The 20666-nt window shown below is 37.5% G+C and carries 23 protein-coding genes; all 23 read left to right on the top strand.

Translation table 11 applies throughout. The features are described from left to right. Positions 1-116 precede the first annotated feature (116 nt). The 23 genes from sucC (at position 117) to BLP77_RS03140 (ending at position 20632) form a co-directional block, all read left to right on the top strand. The gene (gene sucC, locus BLP77_RS03250) at positions 117-1277 is read left to right on the top strand and encodes an ADP-forming succinate--CoA ligase subunit beta (RefSeq protein ID WP_093855685.1); all 1161 of its coding nucleotides are present in this window, start codon (positions 117-119) and stop codon (positions 1275-1277) included. 16 nt (positions 1278-1293) lie between these two features. Next, positions 1294-2196, top strand: coding sequence for a succinate--CoA ligase subunit alpha (sucD, locus tag BLP77_RS03245; protein WP_093855684.1), 903 nt, complete (start codon positions 1294-1296; stop codon positions 2194-2196). A gap of 72 nt (positions 2197-2268) precedes the next feature. Beyond that, entirely contained in the window at positions 2269-3150 is an 882-nt protein-coding gene (dprA, locus tag BLP77_RS03240) for a DNA-processing protein DprA (protein WP_093855683.1), read from the top strand. A gap of 102 nt (positions 3151-3252) precedes the next feature. Then, positions 3253-5328 carry a type I DNA topoisomerase gene (topA, locus tag BLP77_RS03235; RefSeq protein ID WP_093855682.1) on the top strand — a complete coding sequence of 692 codons (2076 nt, stop codon included), beginning with the start codon at positions 3253-3255 and terminating at the stop codon, positions 5326-5328. Between the two features lie 278 nt (positions 5329-5606). Further along, entirely contained in the window at positions 5607-6506 is a 900-nt protein-coding gene (gene xerC, locus BLP77_RS03230; RefSeq protein ID WP_093855681.1) for a tyrosine recombinase XerC, read from the top strand. Positions 6507-6524: 18 nt separating this feature from the next. Continuing rightward, positions 6525-7082, top strand: a complete 558-nt coding sequence (gene hslV / locus BLP77_RS03225) for an ATP-dependent protease subunit HslV (protein ID WP_093855680.1) — start codon at positions 6525-6527, stop codon at positions 7080-7082. A 5-nt stretch (positions 7083-7087) separates the two neighbouring features. Further along, positions 7088-8479 (top strand): ATP-dependent protease ATPase subunit HslU, encoded by a 1392-nt coding sequence (gene hslU / locus BLP77_RS03220; RefSeq protein ID WP_093855679.1) that lies wholly within the window; start codon positions 7088-7090, stop codon positions 8477-8479. A gap of 31 nt (positions 8480-8510) precedes the next feature. Further along, the gene (gene codY / locus BLP77_RS03215; RefSeq protein WP_093855678.1) at positions 8511-9290 is read left to right on the top strand and encodes a GTP-sensing pleiotropic transcriptional regulator CodY; all 780 of its coding nucleotides are present in this window, start codon (positions 8511-8513) and stop codon (positions 9288-9290) included. 347 nt (positions 9291-9637) lie between these two features. After that, positions 9638-10027, top strand: a complete 390-nt coding sequence (gene flgB / locus BLP77_RS03210; protein WP_093855677.1) for a flagellar basal body rod protein FlgB — start codon at positions 9638-9640, stop codon at positions 10025-10027. Positions 10028-10029: 2 nt separating this feature from the next. After that, positions 10030-10485: a flagellar basal body rod protein FlgC gene (flgC, locus tag BLP77_RS03205; RefSeq protein ID WP_093855676.1), complete on the top strand. Its 456-nt coding sequence runs from the start codon at positions 10030-10032 to the stop codon at positions 10483-10485. 69 nt (positions 10486-10554) lie between these two features. Then, positions 10555-10806, top strand: coding sequence for a flagellar hook-basal body complex protein FliE (fliE, locus tag BLP77_RS03200; RefSeq protein ID WP_483855328.1), 252 nt, complete (start codon positions 10555-10557; stop codon positions 10804-10806). A gap of 50 nt (positions 10807-10856) precedes the next feature. Beyond that, the gene (fliF, locus tag BLP77_RS03195) at positions 10857-12449 is read left to right on the top strand and encodes a flagellar basal-body MS-ring/collar protein FliF (protein ID WP_093855674.1); all 1593 of its coding nucleotides are present in this window, start codon (positions 10857-10859) and stop codon (positions 12447-12449) included. Positions 12450-12461: 12 nt separating this feature from the next. Continuing rightward, on the top strand, positions 12462-13475 hold the full coding sequence (gene fliG / locus BLP77_RS03190; RefSeq protein ID WP_093855673.1) for a flagellar motor switch protein FliG: 1014 nt from the start codon (positions 12462-12464) through the stop codon (positions 13473-13475). Then, positions 13468-14262: a flagellar assembly protein FliH gene (fliH, locus tag BLP77_RS03185; protein WP_176752945.1), complete on the top strand. Its 795-nt coding sequence runs from the start codon at positions 13468-13470 to the stop codon at positions 14260-14262. The genes fliG and fliH overlap by 8 nt, the downstream gene beginning before the upstream one ends. Continuing rightward, a complete protein-coding gene (gene fliI, locus BLP77_RS03180; protein WP_093855671.1) occupies positions 14240-15553 on the top strand; it encodes a flagellar protein export ATPase FliI in 1314 nt (437 codons plus the stop codon). Before fliH ends, fliI begins: the two co-directional genes overlap by 23 nt. Beyond that, positions 15550-15993 (top strand): flagellar export protein FliJ, encoded by a 444-nt coding sequence (fliJ, locus tag BLP77_RS03175; protein WP_093855670.1) that lies wholly within the window; start codon positions 15550-15552, stop codon positions 15991-15993. The genes fliI and fliJ overlap by 4 nt, the downstream gene beginning before the upstream one ends. Positions 15994-15997: 4 nt before the next feature. Then, positions 15998-16576, top strand: a complete 579-nt coding sequence (locus tag BLP77_RS03170) for a MotE family protein (protein WP_093855669.1) — start codon at positions 15998-16000, stop codon at positions 16574-16576. Between the two features lie 38 nt (positions 16577-16614). Then, a complete protein-coding gene (locus BLP77_RS03165; protein WP_093855668.1) occupies positions 16615-18075 on the top strand; it encodes a flagellar hook-length control protein FliK in 1461 nt (486 codons plus the stop codon). Positions 18076-18078: 3 nt separating this feature from the next. Next, positions 18079-18576 (top strand): flagellar hook assembly protein FlgD, encoded by a 498-nt coding sequence (gene flgD, locus BLP77_RS03160; RefSeq protein WP_093855667.1) that lies wholly within the window; start codon positions 18079-18081, stop codon positions 18574-18576. Next, a complete protein-coding gene (locus BLP77_RS03155; RefSeq protein ID WP_093855666.1) occupies positions 18560-18931 on the top strand; it encodes a TIGR02530 family flagellar biosynthesis protein in 372 nt (123 codons plus the stop codon). The genes flgD and BLP77_RS03155 overlap by 17 nt, the downstream gene beginning before the upstream one ends. A gap of 82 nt (positions 18932-19013) precedes the next feature. Beyond that, positions 19014-19952: a flagellar basal body rod protein FlgG gene (gene flgG / locus BLP77_RS03150; RefSeq protein WP_093855665.1), complete on the top strand. Its 939-nt coding sequence runs from the start codon at positions 19014-19016 to the stop codon at positions 19950-19952. A gap of 43 nt (positions 19953-19995) precedes the next feature. Beyond that, positions 19996-20214 carry a flagellar FlbD family protein gene (locus BLP77_RS03145; RefSeq protein ID WP_093855664.1) on the top strand — a complete coding sequence of 73 codons (219 nt, stop codon included), beginning with the start codon at positions 19996-19998 and terminating at the stop codon, positions 20212-20214. Further along, entirely contained in the window at positions 20207-20632 is a 426-nt protein-coding gene (locus tag BLP77_RS03140; protein ID WP_093855663.1) for a flagellar basal body-associated FliL family protein, read from the top strand. Before BLP77_RS03145 ends, BLP77_RS03140 begins: the two co-directional genes overlap by 8 nt. The last annotated feature ends 34 nt before the right edge of the window (positions 20633-20666 follow it).

The following is a 20666-nucleotide window of genomic DNA, read 5'->3' as shown; positions in this document are numbered from 1 at the left end:
AAAATGATCAGTTTCTTTTGTATATAACAATTTTTATGTATAATAAAAACAGTGTGGTTTTATTATAAGCCAAATATCATTTTAAATGTAGTTACAGATTGATGGGAGGATGTAACATGAACATTCATGAGTACCAAGCGAAAGAAATTTTCCGCAAGTACAACGTTGCTGTTCCTAACAGTAAGGTCGCTTTCTCTGTTGATGAAGCGGTCAACGCTGCTGAAGAATTAGGTTCAGATGTATCCGTTGTTAAAGCTCAAATCCACGCTGGTGGGCGCGGTAAGGCTGGCGGTGTCAAAATTGCTAAGAATCTAGATGATGTCCGTGAATATGCTGATGAGATTTTAGGTAAACAGTTAGTCACACACCAAACTGGTCCTGAAGGTAAAGAAGTTAAACGCCTTCTTATCGAAGAAGGATGTGACATCCAGAAGGAATATTATATTGGTGTTGTATTAGATCGCGCGACATCACGCGTTGTTATGATGGGTTCTGAAGAAGGTGGAACTGAAATTGAAGAGGTTGCCGCTGAAACCCCTGAAAAGATCTTTAAAGAGGTTATTGATCCCGTAACAGGATTAATGCCATACCAAGCTAGACGTCTAGCTTTTAATATTAATATACCTGATGAACTTTTAGGTAAGGCAGTTAAATTCATGATGAGCCTTTATAATGTTTTTGTCGAAAAAGATTGTTCAATCGCTGAAATCAATCCACTTGTAACAACAGGTGACGGTGAAGTATTAGCTTTAGATGCTAAATTAAACTTCGATGATAATGCGTTATTCCGTCAGAAAGACCTTCTAGAGTATCGTGATTTAGATGAAGAAGACGAAAAAGAGATAGAAGCATCTAAATATGACTTGAGCTACATAGCTCTAGATGGAAATATCGGTTGTATGGTTAACGGCGCAGGTTTAGCGATGTCAACGATGGATATTATTAAATATTACGGTGGCGAGCCTGCTAACTTCTTAGACGTTGGTGGCGGTGCAACAACTGAAAAAGTTACCGAAGCGTTTAAGATCATTTTATCCGATGATCATGTAAAAGGCATTTTAGTTAATATTTTTGGTGGAATTATGAAATGTGATGTCATTGCTGAAGGTGTCGTTGAAGCAACGAAACAAGTCGGCTTAGAAATACCTTTAGTTGTTCGTCTCGAAGGCACAAATGTAGAACAAGGTAAGAAAATCTTAGATGAATCAGGTCTAAACATCACATCTGCTGAATCAATGGCAGATGGTGCTGAGAAGATCGTATCACTAGTTAAATAAGAAAGGACGGGCGAAAATGAGCGTTTTTGTTGATAAAGATACAAAAGTATTAGTTCAAGGTATCACTGGCGGTACTGCAAAATTCCATACGAAACAAATGCTTGAATATGGAACCAACATTGTAGCTGGTGTCACTCCGAAAAAAGGCGGTACAGAAGTTGAAGGTGTACCAGTGTATAACACAGTTCAAGACGCGGTAGATGCAACAGGTGCTAATGCGTCTGTTATCTATGTACCAGCTCCATTCGCAGCAGATGCGATTATTGAAGCAGTTGACGCTGAAATGGACCTCGTTATTTGTATTACGGAGCATATTCCTGTCATTGACATGGTTAAAGTTAAACGATATATGCAAGGTAAGAAAACTCGCTTAGTTGGACCTAACTGCCCAGGCGTTATTACACCTGAAGAAAGTAAAATTGGTATTATGCCTGGATATATTCATAAAAAAGGCCACATCGGCGTAGTGTCGCGCTCTGGTACTCTAACTTACGAGGCTGTACATCAGCTTTCAGAAGAAGGTTTTGGTCAATCCACTGCAGTAGGTATCGGTGGTGACCCAGTTAATGGTACAGACTTCATTGACACATTAAAAGCATTTAACGAAGACCCAGATACTCATGCGGTTATGATGATCGGTGAGATTGGTGGTACGGCAGAAGAAGAAGCGGCAGAATGGGTTAAAGCTAATATGACTAAACCTGTTGTCGGCTTCATTGGTGGTGCAACAGCTCCTCCAGGAAAACGTATGGGTCACGCAGGTGCGATTATCTCAGGTGGTAAAGGTACTGCTGATGAGAAACAGCGTATAATGAGAGAATCTGGAATCAAAGTAGCTGAAACACCTGCTGTTATGGGCGAAACCATGATTGATGTATTAAAAGAAAACGATCTATATGACAAATGTAAAACTCATTAATGTACACACCCGGATTTAGATTGTTTTCTGAATCCGGGTTTTATTTAAGAATAATAAGGGAGAGATGTTTTATTGAATTCAGATGCTTCTTTTAAACTTTTTCACCTCATGCAATTTCATGGCATGACACGAAGAAAACTTCAAAACTATCTTCAGAAGGATTTCTACCTTAATCAAATAGAAGATCATTCCCCAAACGATCTTCAAAAGATTTTCAACTTCCATAAAGATAAAGCCAAGTCACTTCATGCATACTTAAACCACTTTGAGCTAAAGAATAAAAATTACCAATTATTTAACCAGTACAAACCCCTAACCATTTTTGATGACGAATTTCCAGATGCTTTACGAAACATACCTGATCCACCTTTATTATTGTATTGGCAAGGTAATAAAAAATTGTTAAAGACTCCTAAACTTTCGGTCATTGGAACAAGAAAACCGTCACAATTTGCACGTAAAAAGGTTGATAGATTTTTAAAACCGCTAGTTAACCGACAAGTTACCATTGTTAGTGGTTTGGCATATGGTATTGATGCGATGGGGCACCAATTTGCACTAGATCATGGAGGGCAGACGATTGCTATTTTAGGATTTGGCTTTAATCATTTATATCCTGCTAAACACCGAGTATTATTCCAACAAATTATTGAACATGGTTTAATTTTGTCAGAATATCATCCCGATACACGTCCACAAAAGTGGCATTTTCCTGAACGAAATCGTATAATTAGTGGTATTTCATTAGCCACTTTAATTATTGAAGCGTCAGAGCGAAGTGGGACGATTATTACAGCCGATCAAGCCCTTGAACAAGGGAAAGATGTATTTGCAATACCTGATTCCATTTTTCTAGATCAGGCACAAGGATGTTTAAAATTAATTCAGGAAGGTGCTATACCCTTGATAAAACCTGAAGAGATTGAGGATTGGCTCGATACAAATTCTAACTAAAAAAGCAATTTGTCGATAATTGAGGTTTGACAAACCACATAAAATTATTTAATAATGAAACAGATTTAATTTAAGCAAAATACCTCGTAGGAGGATTCGTTCATGTCTGATTATTTAGTTATCGTTGAATCACCAGCTAAAGCTAAAACAATAGAACGCTACTTAGGTAAAAAATATAGTGTAAAGGCATCAATGGGGCATGTGATTGATTTACCCAAGAGTCAAACAGGTGTTGATGTCGACAATAATTTTGAACCAAGATATATCACCATACGGGGTAAAGGCCCGGTTTTAAATGATTTGAAAAAAGCCGCAAAAAAAGCTAAAAGAGTTTATCTAGCAGCCGACCCCGACCGTGAAGGTGAAGCGATTGCGTGGCACCTAGCACATTCTTTAAACATAGAACAGGACGAAGAATGTCGTGTCGTATTTAATGAGATTACAAAAGATGCAGTAAAATCATCCTTTAAGCATCCGAGAACAGTGGATATGAATTTAGTAAATGCTCAACAAGCAAGGCGTGTTCTTGACCGATTAGTCGGTTATAATATCAGTCCACTATTATGGAAGAAAATCAAAAAAGGATTGAGTGCTGGTCGTGTCCAATCGGTTGCAGTTAAATTGATTATTGATCGAGAAAATGAAATCAATAATTTCAAGCCAGAAGAATACTGGTCGATTACAGGTTACTTTCAAAAAGGTAAAAAAGACTTTGAAGCTAAGTTCTATGGTATAAATGGTAAGAAAACACCACTTAAGTCTAAAGATGATGTGGATCAGATTTTAAATGGAATGGATGGGAAGAAATTTACGGTCGGTAAAGTTAACAAAAAGGAAAGAAAACGAAACCCAGCTCTACCTTTTACAACATCATCGTTACAGCAAGAAGCGTTTAGAAAATTGAATTTCCGAGCCAAGAAGACGATGATGGTCGCCCAACAATTATATGAAGGGATTAATCTAGGCGGCAGAGAAGGGACTTCTGGTTTGATTACTTATATGCGTACAGACTCGACTCGCATTTCCAATACGGCTAAAGATGAAGCGAGTGCATTTATCAATGAGAATTATGGTCAGAAATTTTTAGGTCCAAAGCGCAAAGCTAAAAACAGTGAAGGTGCTCAGGATGCCCACGAGGCGATTCGTCCAACTTCTCCAAAGCGAGAACCTTCTGCCATAAAAGATAAATTATCGCGTGATCAATATCGATTATATAAACTAATTTGGGAACGCTTTATGGCTAGCCAAATGGCACCTGCTGTAATGGACACCGTGACAGCTCACCTTATGAACAATGATGCAGAATTTCGTGCATCAGGTTCTCAAATTAAATTTAAAGGTTTTATGAAGTTGTATGTTGAAGGTACTGACGATTCAAAAAAAGATGATAACAAGGTCTTACCACCACTTAATGAAGGCGACACGGTAGAGGCGGAACAGATTAAACCTGATCAACATTTTACACAGCCGCCACCACGTTATACGGAAGCGCGTTTAGTAAAAACGTTAGAAGAGAAGGGAATCGGACGTCCATCAACGTATGCACCAACGTTGGATACGATTCAACGTCGTGGTTACGTCACATTAGATAATCGTCGTTTTGTTCCGACTGAATTAGGAACGATTGTGATTGACATGTTAAAAGAATATTTTCCAAAAATCATTGATGTTCAATTTACAGCTAAAATGGAAAATGATTTAGACGATGTTGAGGAAGGCTCTAAGCCGTGGCGTGACATCATTGGGGATTTCTATCATGACTTTGAAAAACGCCTGAAAAAGGCGGAAGAAGAAATAGAGAAGATCGAAGTAAGAGATGAACCAGCTGGCATTGACTGTGAAAAGTGTGGTCATGAAATGGTTTATAAAATGGGTCGTTACGGAAAGTTTCTAGCCTGCTCAAACTTCCCTGACTGTCGTAATACAAAGCCGATTCTTAAGAAAATTGGTGTTACGTGTCCGAAGTGTAAAGAGGGTGACGTTGTAGAACGTAAGAGTAAGAAGAATCGCACCTTCTATGGATGCGATCGTTTCCCAGAGTGCGATTTTGTATCCTGGGATAAACCAATTGACCGACCTTGTCCGAAGTGTCAGTCCTTGTTAGTTGAAAAGAAAAAGAAAAAAGGTACACAAATTGTTTGTACAGAATGTGATTACAAAGAGGACGTACAACAATAGGTGAAAGTTAGAGAATAGCGAATTAATTTCGCTATTCTTTTTTTAATTTTCACAAATAATTTATCAATAAATTGAATATTTTGCATCTATATTGTGAAAGATGTGTGTAGTTGAGTTTTTTAAATTGACACACAATTTGGGTTGCTTTAAAATGTTCGATTGGTGATGCCTTTTAAAATGAATTAAATGTCTTATTTTTTGACAAGTCTGTGATAATTATTGAAATACTTTGAAAAGTTTGATAAAATTTAAGTCGTTTTGAAAGGTGGAGCTATAATTTGACCAACTCAACAACAATAGAGGCATTTGAGGACTTTTTAAAAATCGAAAAAAATGCTTCTCCTTTAACGATTAAACATTATATTCAGGATTTAAGACAGTTTCATAGCTTTTTAAGGAAGGAACTCATTGATGACCTTTCTGATGTAACGCATTCCGTTGTTCGTTTATATTTAACGGAACTGTATGATTCGAAGCTGTCGAGACGGTCAGTTTCCAGAAAACTATCGAGCTTACGTTCCTATTATACATACTTGGAAAGAGAATCGATTGTAGAGCAAAATCCTGTACAGTTTGTATCTAGACCAAAAATGCAAAAGAATATCCCGGAATTTTTTTATGAGGAAGAACTTGAGCGCTTATTCGAAGCGGAAGATGTCACAACCCCACTGGGACAACGTAATCAGGCCATACTCGAATTGTTGTATTCAACTGGAATTCGTGTCAGCGAATTAGTGAAACTCCAACAATTGGATATTGATTTTTCCATTAATACAATTCTAGTGACTGGGAAAGGAAATAAGGAAAGATACATACCGTTTGGATCTTTTGCAAGTCATGCGTTACAGGAATATTTGCAAGATGGTCGCGAAGAATTAATTCAAAAAAGCGATGCAGATTCAGAATTTGTATTTTTAAACAGTCGAGGTAAGGTGTTAACGGATCGAGGGGTTAGGTACGTTCTAAATCAAATGATTAAAAAAGCATCTCTAACATCAACCATACATCCCCATAAGCTTAGACACACATTTGCAACCCATTTATTAAATGCAGGTGCTGATTTAAGATCTGTACAAGAGATGCTCGGACACGAAAGTCTGTCTTCAACACAGGTTTATACTCATGTAACGAAGGACCATCTTCAAAGGATTTATAAGAATGCTCATCCAAGATCTTAAGAGTGGGAGAGATTTATTTTGGAACAACAATTTCATGCAACAACTATTTTCGCAGTCCTTCATCGTGGTAAAGCTGCCATGAGTGGTGATGGACAGGTGACGCTAGGCAATGCTGTCGTCATGAAGCATAAAGCTAGAAAGGTCCGCAAGCTTTTTAATGGAAAAGTGTTAGCTGGCTTTGCTGGTTCAGTTGCAGACGCCTTTACACTATTTGAGAAATTTGAATCTTATTTAGAAAAATATAGTGGTAACTTAACTCGAGCTGCTGTTGAATTGGCCAAAGAATGGCGCAGCGATAAAGTCTTACGTAAACTTGAAGCGATGCTGATTGTGATGAACCAGGAAACGATGTTATTAGTTTCTGGAACAGGGGAAGTAATCGAACCAGATGATCAAATTCTGGCCATCGGTTCGGGTGGGAACTATGCCTTAAGTGCTGGAAGAGCATTGAAAAGGTATAGTGAAGACCAATCAGCGAAACAGATTGCAAAAGCTTCCCTGGAAATTGCTAGTGAGATTTGTGTTTACACCAATGATCAAATTATCGTAGAAACTTTAGATGAAAAAGGAGAATAATGCGAATGAGCACTAAAGCCACTCCACGCCAGTTAGTGGAAAAGCTTGACCAATATGTGATCGGCCAAAACGATGCTAAAAGAGCTTTAGCTGTAGCACTTCGAAATAGATACCGTCGAATGCAAATGCCACAGGAAATTCGAGAAGAAATTGTTCCGAAAAACATCTTAATGATTGGACCAACAGGGGTTGGGAAAACGGAACTAGCACGACGTTTAGCTAAACTTGTTGGTGCACCTTTTGTAAAAGTCGAAGCGACCAAGTTTACTGAAGTTGGTTATGTTGGGCGTGATGTGGAATCAATGGTCCGCGATTTGGTTGATACAAGCGTCCGAATGGTCAAAGAGGAAAAAATGCTGGAAATACAAGATGAAGCAAGAAGAATGGCCAATAATCGGTTAGTTCAATTGCTTGTCCCATCTAAAAAGAAAAATAGCCAAATGAAAAACCCATTTGAAATGTTATTTAATAATCCGAATCAAGCACAACCAACTCAGGATGATCAAGAAGAATCGGAGGTTATGAATGAGCGTCAACGAATTAGTCATCAATTAGAAATGGGTGAACTAGAGGATCGAATGGTGACGATTGAAGTTGAAGAACAACAATCGTCAATGTTTGACATGCTTCAAGGTTCGGGTATAGAACAAATGGGTATGAACATGCAAGATGCATTTAATCAGTTAATGCCTAAAAAGAAGAAAAAACGTCGTCTGCCCGTGAGTGAAGCACGTGAAGTATTAACTCAAATTGAAGCCGAAAAGCTGATAGACCTTGATGAAATTAATCAAATTGCGATTGATCAAGCCGAACAATCTGGGATTATCTTTATCGATGAAATTGATAAAGTATGTGGTAAAGATGAAAGGCAAGCCAATGTTTCACGCGAAGGTGTTCAACGTGATATTCTCCCGATTGTAGAAGGTTCAACGGTGATGACGAAATATGGTGCCGTGAAAACGGACTATATGTTATTTATAACGGCTGGTGCTTTTCATATGGCTAAACCATCCGATTTAATCCCAGAGTTGCAAGGGAGATTTCCAATTCGGGTTGAGTTAGATAAATTAATGATTGAGGATTTTATCAATATCTTAACCGAACCTTCAAATGCAATTATTAAACAATATTCAGCTTTATTGGAGGCTGAAGGAATAGAATTAATTTTCAAAGATGATGCGATTAAACGTATTGCTGAAATTGCATTTGAAGTGAACCAGGATACAGACAATATCGGAGCCAGACGTCTTCATACCATTATGGAAAGATTGTTAGAAGACCTATCATTTGAAGCTCCAGATATCAACATGAAAGTGGTTGAAATTACAGAGCAGTATGTTGATGACAAACTATCTAATATTGTGAAAAATAGAGACTTGTCTCAATTTATCTTATAAAAACTTAATATAATATTAGGAGGATTTTAAAATGAATTTATTAGAAAAAACAAGAGTCATTAATGCCATGTTACAAAAAACAGGAGGAAATGCAGTTAACTTTAACGATATGTCAGCGACTATGCGTGATGTTATTACTGCCAACGTTTTCGTTTTGAGTCGTAAAGGGAAATTGCTAGGCTATGCGATTAACCAAGAAATCGAAAACGAACGTATGAAACAAATGCTAGAGGAACGTCGTTTTCCTGATGAGTATACTCAGCAATTGTTTAATATCAACGAAACGACAGCAAATGTTGACATTAACAGTGATTACACAGCATTTCCAGTGGAAAACAGAGATCTATTCAAAAACGGTTTAACGACATTGGTTCCAATCGTTGGTGGTGGTGAGCGTTTAGGAACACTCATATTAAGCCGATTGGAAGAACAATTTGAAGAAGATGACCTATTACTAGCAGAATATGCTGCAACAGTTGTCGGCATGGAAATCCTACATCAGAAATCAGAAGAAATTGAAGAGGAAGCCCGCAGCAAAGCTGTTGTTCAAATGGCGATTAACTCACTTTCTTACAGTGAATTAGAAGCTATTGAACATATCTTTGAAGAATTAGATGGTCATGAAGGGCTACTAGTCGCTAGTAAAATTGCTGACCGCGTAGGTATTACCCGTTCAGTGATTGTCAATGCATTAAGAAAGCTTGAAAGTGCTGGTGTGATTGAATCACGATCACTAGGTATGAAAGGAACATACATTAAAGTGTTGAACGACAAATTTTTATTGGAGTTAGAAAAGCACAGCATTAAATAGGACAACCTTCATACAATTAAATTTATATACAATTTACCGAGTAGTAAACACTGAAATACAATAGGTGTGATTGTAAATAGGAGACAAAAGGCTAGTTTTATTAACTAGTCTTTTTTTTTATTAAATTAGGTCTCATTCTTTGATATATACAAATATTCAATTGGTATTTAATACTAGGAATTTAAATATTTCGACAAAATTCACGAAAAATTCGCTCGAAGTCTATCATTAAAGGATAAATTATGTAATAATATACACATAAACTTGTAATATCTTTGTAAAATATGTTGAATATTACAGAATTTTTAGATATTTTATATATAACAAAGAATTGAGGTGAGGTAATCATGAAATTATTTGGCTCCACCATGAACAATCTTGAACAGGGTTTAAAATACGCATCGCTTAAAAACAAAACCATTGCTCATAATCTAGCTAATATTGATACACCTAACTATAAGGCTAAAGATGTTACGTTTAAAGAGCAGCTAGGTCAAGCTCAATCAAGGATTGAAGCTAAACGGACACATAGCAAACACATACCTTTTTCAACCTCTAATCAAGGAATAGAGATTACGTCTAGAGAGAATGTTACATATAACCATAATGGAAACAGTGTCGATATCGATAAAGAGATGACCGAGCTTGCTGAAAATCAAATCTATTACCAAGCATTAATTGATCGTGTAAATGGTAAGTTCAATTCTATAAAAACGATTTTAAGAGGGGGTAATTAGTCGTGAGTATTTTTGACGGTATGAATACAAGTGGAAGTGCATTAACAGCTAACCGATTTAAAATGGATGTTATTTCTTCAAATTTAGCGAATGCAGATACAACACGTGCGACATTAAATGAAGATGGTGAATGGGAACCATATCGTAGGAAAGTCGTCACACAAGAACCAAGAGAGGCAAATTTTAATTCCTTTTTACAGAAAGCGATGAACCGAACCGATTCACCAGGTACAGGTGTTAGAGTCCAATCTGTAGAGGCGGACCCAGCACCTTTTAAACAAGTTTTTAATCCCAATCACCCAGATGCGGACGAAAATGGCTATGTCGCTATGCCAAATGTGGACCCACTTAAAGAAATGGTTAATCTAATGAGTACCACACGTACTTATGAAGCCAATGTAACGGCATTAAATGCATCAAAAAGCATGTTAATGAAGGCTTTGGAAATTGGACGATAGGAGGGTTAAATAATGGAACCGATTAATCCATTATTTCTAAAGACAGATATAAAAGCTGTTGATCAAAATATGACGAATCAATTATCACCCAGTGATAGACAGCAACAATTTTCAACATTTTTAAAAGATGCAATTAATCAAGTGAATGAGGCTAAAAATGCGTCAGATCAAAAAACAAACGCCTTAATTAATGGCGAGGTTGATAACCTTCATGATGTGATGATTACAGCCCAAAAAGCAAGTATCCAATTACAAACAGCAAATCAGATTCAGAGTAAAGCAATTGAAGCTTACAAACAAGTCATGCGCATGCAACTATAACAAACATTAAAATGAAACAATATGAGTGAAGTTAGAATCGGAGGACTACGATGAATGAAACAGTACAATCTTATCGAAATAAAATCGTAGAATTTTGGGGCGGCCGCTCAAAGTCACAAAAATTTGGAATCATTGGTGGTTTTATCGGTGCCATTTTATTACTTGTATTATTAACGGTTATGCTAACGGCCAGTAATATGGTCCCGTTATATAGTAATTTGACTCATCAAGAAGCTGGTCAGTTAACGAGTGAACTGGACGATCGCGGTGTTCAATATGAGATTGCAGACGGTGGTACAACGATAATGGTACCTGAGTCAAAGTCCGACCAATTGATCGTGGAATTGGCTGCCCAAGGAATCCCTAATAGTGGGAATATCGATTATTCCTTTTTTAGTGAAAATGTGTCTTGGGGCATGACAGATGAAGAGAGACAAATCATCGAGTTAGATGCCATGCAAAGTGAACTTGGTAGTTTGATCAGTACGATTGATGGTATACAAAGTGCCAAGGTTTTAATCAACCGTCCAACAGAAACGGTTTTTGTCGGGGATCAGCCAGAGGCATCATCAGCCTCGATTGTTTTAAACACACAGTATGGCTATGATATTACGCAAAATCAAGTCCGCGGTCTATATCATTTAGTTTCTAAAGCTGTACCTAATTTACCGACGGAAAATATTGTGATCATGAACCAAAACTTTGAGTACTTCGACTTAGATGATTCCAATTCGATTGGAACTGGTAATACATATGCAGAGCAACAAAAAATTAAAGAGGATATTGAACGTGACTTACAGCGTCAGGTTCAGCGGCTATTAGGAACGATGATGGGACAAGGTAAGGTCGTTGTATCGGTTACAACGGACATTGACTTTACAAGTGAAAACCGAGTAGAAGAATTAGTCGAACCCGTTGATTTAGAAAACATGGAAGGCCTGCCGGTGAGTGTTGAACGAGTAACCGAAACGTATGCTGGAATTGATGGTTCGAATATTCCAGCTGATGTTACAGATATACCTGAATATTTAGCTGAAGGTGACACAGATCAACTTTCAGATTACGAACAAGTTCGTGAAACGATTAATAACGAATTTAATCGAGTCCGTCGAGAAATCGTGGAAAGTCCCTACGAAATTCGTGACCTCGGAATTCAAGTGGCGGTTGATAACACGATTGAAGAAAATGGTGAAGTCGTTACCTTATCAGCTGCAGAACAGCAATCTGTACAGGGTGATGTTGAACAAATTCTATCATCTATGATCGAAACATCTATTTCATCTGATGTTTCCAATGAACAAGATTTTGACCCGGCGCAAAAGGTTTCAATTGCGTTTCAGCCATTCTCTGATGGACCAAGTGCTCAACAAACGGAAGCGACTATTCCGACGTGGGTTTATGTTGTTGGTGGAATCTTAATATTATCTATTATTCTATTAATATATTTAATGATGCGTCGAAGAAATGATGAAGAAGAATGGGTTGAATTTGAAGAAACAAGTCAGGATGTTTCAGAAGAAGTACCGCCAATTGAAGAAAATCTAACAGAATCAGATGCAAGGAAAAAACAATTAGAGAAAATGGCAAAAGAAAAACCGGAAGAATTTGCGAAATTATTACGCACTTGGATTTCGGAAGATTAGGAGGCATTCTTAATGGCGACTAAAAGAAAAGAGCTTACAGGAAAACAGAAAGCAGCGGTTCTATTAATTTCTCTTGGTCCGGATGTCTCTGCGCAAGTTTATAAGCATTTAACTGAAGAGGAAATTGAACAATTAACATTAGAAATTTCATCAGTAAAAAAAGTCGACGGTGGTCAAAAAGAAGAGATATTGGATCAATTTCATCAAATTGCGTTAGCACAGGATTATATCTCACAAGGTGGTATTAACTACGCCAAAACTGTTTTAGAAAAAGCTCTAGGCGAAAGTCAAGCTAACCAGATCATTGGTCGTCTTACATCATCATTACAAGTTAGACCATTTGACTTTGCTAGACAATCAGATCCAACACAAATTTATAATTTTATCCAAAATGAACATCCGCAAACGATTGCTTTAATTTTATCCTATTTGGATTCAGAGCAAGCAGCACAAATTCTTTCTGAACTGCCCGAGGAAACACAATCGGATATCGCAAGACGAATCGCTGTTATGGACTCGGCCTCACCTGATGTTGTCAGTGAAGTCGAGGAATTACTTGAAAAGAAACTGTCAACTACTGTTACACATGATTACACCGAAACCGGTGGTGTTGAATCAATCGTTCAGATCTTAAACGGTGTTGATCGATCAACTGAGCGAACGATTTTAGATGATTTAGAAACGAAGGATCCAGAATTAGCTGAAGAGATTAAGAAACGGATGTTTGTATTTGAGGATATTGTCACCCTTGATAATCGTGCCATTCAACGTGTTATTCGTGACGTTGAGAACGAGGACTTAATTTTAGCCTTAAAAGTTGCGAGTGAAGAGGTTCAAGATGTGCTTTATCAAAACATGTCCACTCGTATGGGTGAAACGATTAAGGATGAGATTGAATTTATGGGACCTGTCAGACTTAAAGATGTTGAAGAGTCACAGACGCGTATTGTTGCAACGATTCGTAAGCTAGAGGAGATGGGCGAGATTGTCATCGCTCGTGGTGGAGGTGATGACATCATTGTCTAATGTCTATCGTCTGACCGAGAATCAAGTGAACTCTGGAAAGGTTATTCAAGTTAAACCTGTCAAATCTGTCCAACCAACACAGCCAGAACACACGCAAGAGGATAAGGTAGAAACGTTACAACGGGAATCTGAAGAGCTGTTTAATCAAGCCAAAGACGAATTAGAACAAGCGAAGGCAGAAGCCGAGCGACTTATCCAAGAGGCAAATAACAAAATAGAAAAAGAATACGAAGCTTTAGAGCAACAATCTAAAGAGACTTTAGAACAATCAAAAGCTCAAGGTTATCAGGAAGGCTTTCAACAAGGTAAAGAAGAGGCTGAACAACAATACGACGTTGTATTAAATGAAATGCAACAGTTAACAGGAGCGATCAAAGATCAGTATCAGCAAAAGTTAAAGGATGCCGAATTCGATATTCTTCAAATTGCTTTAGCTTCCGCTGAAAAAATAATACAGCAGCAGCTAACTGATGACTCAACGAAATTTTTAAACATTGTCAAACACAGTTTAGAAGAAGTAGTTGATCAACCCGAGGTGGTTTTAAATATAAACCCTGAAGATTATTCTCAAGTTCATCAGTATCGCCAAGAGCTTGAACAGCTTTTTCCTGATAAAAGTATATTGACGATTTATCCGAACAAAGAAATTACGAAATTTGGATGCCGAATTGAATCACCTTTTGGCATGATTGATTCGAGTCTTGATTCACAGCTCGAACAATTAAAGCAACATCTTACCGATTTAATTAAGGGAGAGAAACCATTTGGAAGCGAAGAAGATCATTAATCAGATTAAAAATTTAGATCTTCAAAAACGTTACGGAAAGGTCTATCGTAGCGTTGGCCTCTTAGTTGAATCGAAAGGCCCTGAGGTTAATATTGGTGATGTTTGTTTCATCCATGACACGAAACATTCCCGTCAAATCAAAGCGGAAGTCGTCGGATTCCAAAGTGAACACGTGTTATTAATGCCTTATGAAAAGACGAATCAAATTGGTCCTGGTTGCTTAGTTGAATCGTCCAACCGATCATTGACCGTCAAAGTAGGAGATTCATTAATTGGCCGTGTACTAGATGGATTAGGCGAGCCGTTAAATGGGGAAAAACTGCCGCATGGATTAACCTTTTATGAAACAGACCGCCAACCTCCTAATCCATTAGACCGGCCACCCATTCATAAAACACTATCAACAGGTGTCAAAGCAATTGATAGCTCCATGACGGTTGGTAGAGGTCAACGGATAGGAATATTTGCTGGTAGCGGTGTGGGAAAAAGTACCTTACTCGGCATGTTAGCTCGAAATAGTGATGCGGATATAAACGTGTTCGCTCTATTAGGTGAGCGCGGCCGCGAGGTTCGTGAATTTATTGAACACGAATTAGGTGAAGAAGGGCTTAAAAAATCAATCGTGATTGCTGCAACGTCTGATCAACCTGCATTACAGAGGATAAAAGGGGCTTATACAGCGACAGCGATTAGCGAGTATTTTCGTGAGAAAGGCTATCACGTTAATTTAATGATGGACTCATTAACCCGAATTGCGATGGCACAAAGGGAAATTGGCTTAGCGAGTGGTGAACCGCCAACTACAAAAGGTTATACGCCGAGTGTTTTTGCAATGTTACCACAGCTTTTAGAGCGAACAGGTAACGATCACAACGGTAGCATTACAGCCTTTTATACCGTTTTAGTTGATGGTGATGACATGGATGAACCGATTGCTGATGCTGTACGGGGTCTGCTAGATGGTCACTTAGTCTTAGACCGATCCCTAGCTGAAAAAGGTCAGTACCCAGCTATCAATATTCTTAAATCAGTCAGCCGCTTGATGCAAAAGATTATTTCTCAAGAGCATCTCCAGGCGAATTACTGGCTGAGAAATATGCTCTCCGTCTATGAAGAGAATAAGGAGTTAATCCAAATCGGGGCTTATAAAAAGGGCTCTTCAGCTAGCATTGATGAGGCTATTTATTATCACCCCAGAATTATGGAATATCTCTATCAATCAATGGATGAATCGATTAGTGCTGAGGAGTCTATTCAACAATTAATAGAATTAGTTGGTGATCAGTCATGAACACAGTTTATTCATTAGAAAAATTATATGACATAAAAGAAAATGATTTTAACAAGGCGCAATCGCAGTATAACCGTTCGATTGAGCATTTCGAACAAGTTGGTCAGCAGCTTTACGAATTATTAAAGCATAAGGAAGAGCTTGAAACTAAATTAGGGAACATGGTCAACCAACGAATTAAGGTAATCAGTCTTTCAAGCTATCATCAACATTTAGAACGATTAAAATATCAAGAGAATGCCATACAGGTTAAAGTCCATCAGGCAAGATTAAATATGGAAAATAAACAACAACTAATGACGAACGCTCATCAAGAAGTTAAAAAGCTAGAGAAATTGATTGAAAAAAGACATTCTAAACAAAAACAAATAACTAAAAAAGCCGAAAATCAATTTTTAGATGACATATCGGTCCAGCAATACATAAGAGCAAATGGGTGATTAAATGGCTAGTATTAATCAAGAAACAAAACAAACAAATAAATTTCAATGGTTTTTCTTTGTCGTCATTATTCCAATTTTATTTGCGACTACGCTAGCTTTAGTTATCTCAACGATTGCAGGCGTTAACCCATTCCAAAAGGTACAAGAATTTGGCAGTCAAGTTCCTTTTTTATCAGGTGTAGTCGATGACCCAGAAGAGGAAGAAGAGGAACAAAACATTGCCAAGTATGAAGCACTTGTCAAGGACCAAGAAGCAAAAATTGAAAATCTAGAAGCGCAAATTTCTGAAAAGGATCAAAACATAGAGGAGTTACAACAACAAATTTCAGAATTCGAAGACCTGCTAGCAGAACAAGAAGATAATCGCATTAAGGAAGAAGAAGCTGTTTCGAAATTATCTAGTTCATTTGCCGAAATGGAAGCAACACAAGCGGCTAATATCTTAATAGAAATGGACCATTCATTAGCGATAAAAGTGTTAGTGGCAATGCCTAATGAAGTTCGTGGTGAAATCCTTAGCTCAATGGAAGCAGAGGATGCTGCGTTATTCTCAAATGATTTATTTAGTAATTCCAATTAATATATTTTTTTATTAATACTTGAAAGGAGGTGAGATAAGTGAACGCGACCGTTTTGACTGCCTTATTGATGAATGGGATGCCGATGACTCAAAATAAAAGCCAAGCGTCAACAAACCAATCAAACGCTTTTCAACAGTTGTTTAGCCAATTATCAATCAATGGTGAGAAACATTTGGTGCAGACAGAGCAAAGTACGGACATTTTGGCACAGTTAAAGGAGTTACTGGGTAAGGACTTAGCTAAATTATTATCGGATCTGGAAAATGGTGAAGTTGAACAATTGCCTGATGAGTTTTCCAACCAATTGATCCAGCAATTAAGTCAGTTATCTAATCTAACCGGAGAACAATTTACCGAAGCATTAGATGAAATTGTGCAGAATGTTTTGGACAATCATGATTTATTACATCAACAAGATTCAATAAAGAACGATGATTCATTAAAGAACCATGATTTATTAAAGAACGATGATTTATTAAAGAATCATGATTTATTTCATAATCAAGAACAGTTACTACAATTCATCGGAGCATTCATTTTGCAACACATTGATCAATCGTATTCACAAAATCAAGAATCACTAATACAACCGAATGCGAAGAATATTCAACAAGGTGAAGCATTACTAGCTAAAATCTTAAGTGCTTTAGGTCAATTGAATGAACAGACACAAAACCAACAAAATTTAGCTAATAACCTAAAAGATTCGATGATCCCAAAAGAATGGACACAAAAATGGCAAGAACTGTTGACGAGATTACAAACTCATAAAAACAATCAGCAGATGACACAGTCATCGAATAACCAACAGTCGATTCAAATGAGCACGAGTCAGATGAGCAAACAAGCAGAAGTAGTGGCAACAAAACTTGTCGACTCGATTCAACAATTGTTGCAAGGCTCCAAAAAAACGATGGACCAATCAAATTTGAATTTTTTTGTCAGACAAGTCTCTGATCAAAGCCAACCATCTCAAAAAGTGTTACCGCTAGAGACGATGCAATTAAATTCTCATATGACGCGACAGGAACAGCTCATGATTCATCACACACGACCAAGTCAACATGTCATTCAAAGCTCTAATCAGCAACAAATGATTGATCAACTACAAGAGCTAATTCAAACGACAAGGTTTGGTAAGGTTGGTGGGAAAAATCAACTCTCGATTCAATTAAAGCCATCAAATCTAGGTGAAATGATGATTAGATTTACGCAAATTGATGGTCAAATGACGGTTAAGATTTCTGTTATGGCCCAAGGTGCTAAGGAAATGTTAGAACAAAACCTTCACCAATTAAGACACATGTTTTCTCCAAACCAGGTCGTGATTGAGCGACAGGTTGAACAGGCCAATACAGATTACACGCAGCAATTTATGGATGATGATCAATCACAACAAGAAGAAAATCAGCAAGAACAAGACCATGACCCATCTGATTCATCCGATGATCAACAGGACAAATCATTTAAAGATTATTTATTTGAAGAGGAGGTGTAACGGTTGAAGGTTGAAGACAGCTCATTGTACTTATCTAATCAAAACCAAGTACGAGAGGGAGGATCTAGCCTTAATAAAGACGCCTTCTTAAAAATTCTCATGACACAGCTTCAAAACCAAGATCCTTTATCACCAATGGATAATAAAGCATTTGTCAATCAGATGGCATCTTTCTCTCAACTTGAGCAATTGACTAATCTTTCAAGTAATTTTGAAAAGATGTTTCAGCAGCAAAATAACACGAACTTCCTACAATATTCGAATTTGATTGGGAAAGAAGTGAGTTATGTTCTAGAAAATGAAGAAGGAGAGATTGAGGAGAGTCAATCGCAAGTTGTTTCCGTAAAACGAGAGGGTCAGAACATTTTTTTAAGCATGGAAAATGGTGACTTGGTTAATGCCCTTAACGCTTACCAAGTAACGGAAGCGTCAGAGGGTGCAACGGAAGAATCATCAACAACTGAGGAAACTGAGGTGGGTACAGATGAACAACAAAATTAATCCAATACATCAGCCTTTACCCTTAAATCCGAAGCCTGTTACGAAAAATGAAGCACCGACAAAGTCGTTTAAAAGCTTTCTAGAACAAGCTAGTCAAGACATTAAAGTTAGTAAGCATGCTCAACAGCGCTTGAATGAACGAAGTATTCAAATTGATGAGCAAAAATGGCAACAAATCACAAGTAAAATGAATGAAGCAAAACAAAAAGGTGTTACAGATTCAGTGATCGTATTACGCGATGCTGTATTAGTCGCAAGTACGAAGAACAATACGATTATTACAGCGATGGACCGAAATGAAGCTGAAGATCAATTAGTAACCAATGTGAATGGAACGATTATTTTACAAGATTAAGGCTGGACCAAATTGGAGGCCTTCGTACTGCTGACCGATGGATGCAGTACACAACTTATAAAATGAGAGGAGAAATGTTTAAATGCTACGTTCAATGTATACCGGAATCTCTGGAATGGGAGGATTCCAAACGAAATTAGATGTTGTATCAAATAATATTGCCAATGTTAATACGTTCGGATATAAAAAGGGTCGATTAACGTTTTCGGATTTAATGAGCCAAACTATGCAAGCAGCGACTGCACCGGTTCAAGATGATGGAGAAACTATTTTAGGGGGTCGTAACCCCATGCAGGTTGGTTTAGGTGTATCAACGGGAAGTATTGATAATATTCATACGCAAGGGAACCGTCAAACAACGAATCGTCCGTTAGATCTTGCGATAGAAGGTGATGGCATGTTTGTCGTTGCTGAGAAAACGAGTGGTGGAACTACTGATTCTATAGACCTTGAAGATGATAATGTTAGCTTTACACGTGCTGGGAACTTTTATTTAGATGATGATGGTTATATTGTTAATCCAAATGGACAATATTTAGTAGGTGATTATGATGAAGAAATAGATAGTAGTACTGGACAAGCAGAAGAATTAAGTGAGTTAGCTGATGAAACAGGCCGGATCAAAATCCCCGAAGATGCTCAAAGCTTTAGCATCAGTGGTGATGGTGCAGTCAACTATGTTGATGCCGATGGACAGGCTAAAGTTGCTGGTCAAGTAATGCTCGCTAATTTTTCAAATCCAGGAGGTTTAGAAAAAGTAGGTAGCAATCTATATAAAATGACAAACAATGCAGGTGTTGTGACAGATGGAGATGGCAACTTTGATGAGTATGCTGACTTATACGCACCAGGTACTGAAGGTGTTGGCGGTGTTTTCGCAGGTGCATTAGAAATGTCCAACGTTGACTTAGCGGAGGAATTCACAGAAATGATCACAGCTCAACGTGGATTCCAAGCGAATACAAGAGTTATTACAACATCAGATGAAATCCTTCAAGAACTCGTCAACTTAAAACGATAAGTAAGGGAGGTATAGGGGCTGATATGGCAGCCCCTGTCCCATTATGATTTATGTAACTCGATTAAATAATCAACAGTTTGTCATCAATGCCTTATACATTGAAAAGATAGAATCTTTACCGGATACAACAATCACGTTAACAAATGGGAAAAAACACTTTGTTAAAGAATCAGTTCCGGAGGTTATCGATTTAGTCAATGCGTTTTATCAAAAAATAGGTTTAGTAAACCTAGTAAGGAAAGAAGTGATGGATGATGAGTAGACCAGTTAAAATCATGATGACTTCATTGATCACCTTAACTCTAGTTGGTGTTGTAGCCATTATCGCTCTCTTATATCTTGATTCGTCTAATGTTGAGGCTGCAGAACCATCAATTGATGAAAAAGTTGAAAACTCATTCGAAACAGAAGAGATAACCACCGATTTATCGGATGGCACATTTGTCAAAATAAGATTCCGAATCATTACGGACGAAGAAGATGCTATGGAATATTTACAAAAAGGCGAAAGTTTTCAACTCAAAAACGCGATAATAAAAACATTAACGGTTAAAGAAACAAATGATTTTCGTTCAGGATTAGAAAATGTTGAAGAATCTCTTAAACTAAAACTCAATCAAATATTAGAAGATGGTCTTGTTACTGATGTTGTGATCGTTGAAAAAGTATTACAGCCTTGATCAAGACTAACTCTCCGGTATGGGGGTGATTGAT

Origin of the sequence: Tenuibacillus multivorans (assembly GCF_900103915.1) — a bacterium.
Classification (GTDB): Bacteria; Bacillota; Bacilli; order Bacillales; family Alkalibacillaceae; genus Tenuibacillus; species Tenuibacillus multivorans.
Note: the sequence above shows the minus strand (reverse complement) of the source record. Positions and strands in the feature narration are given on the sequence as shown.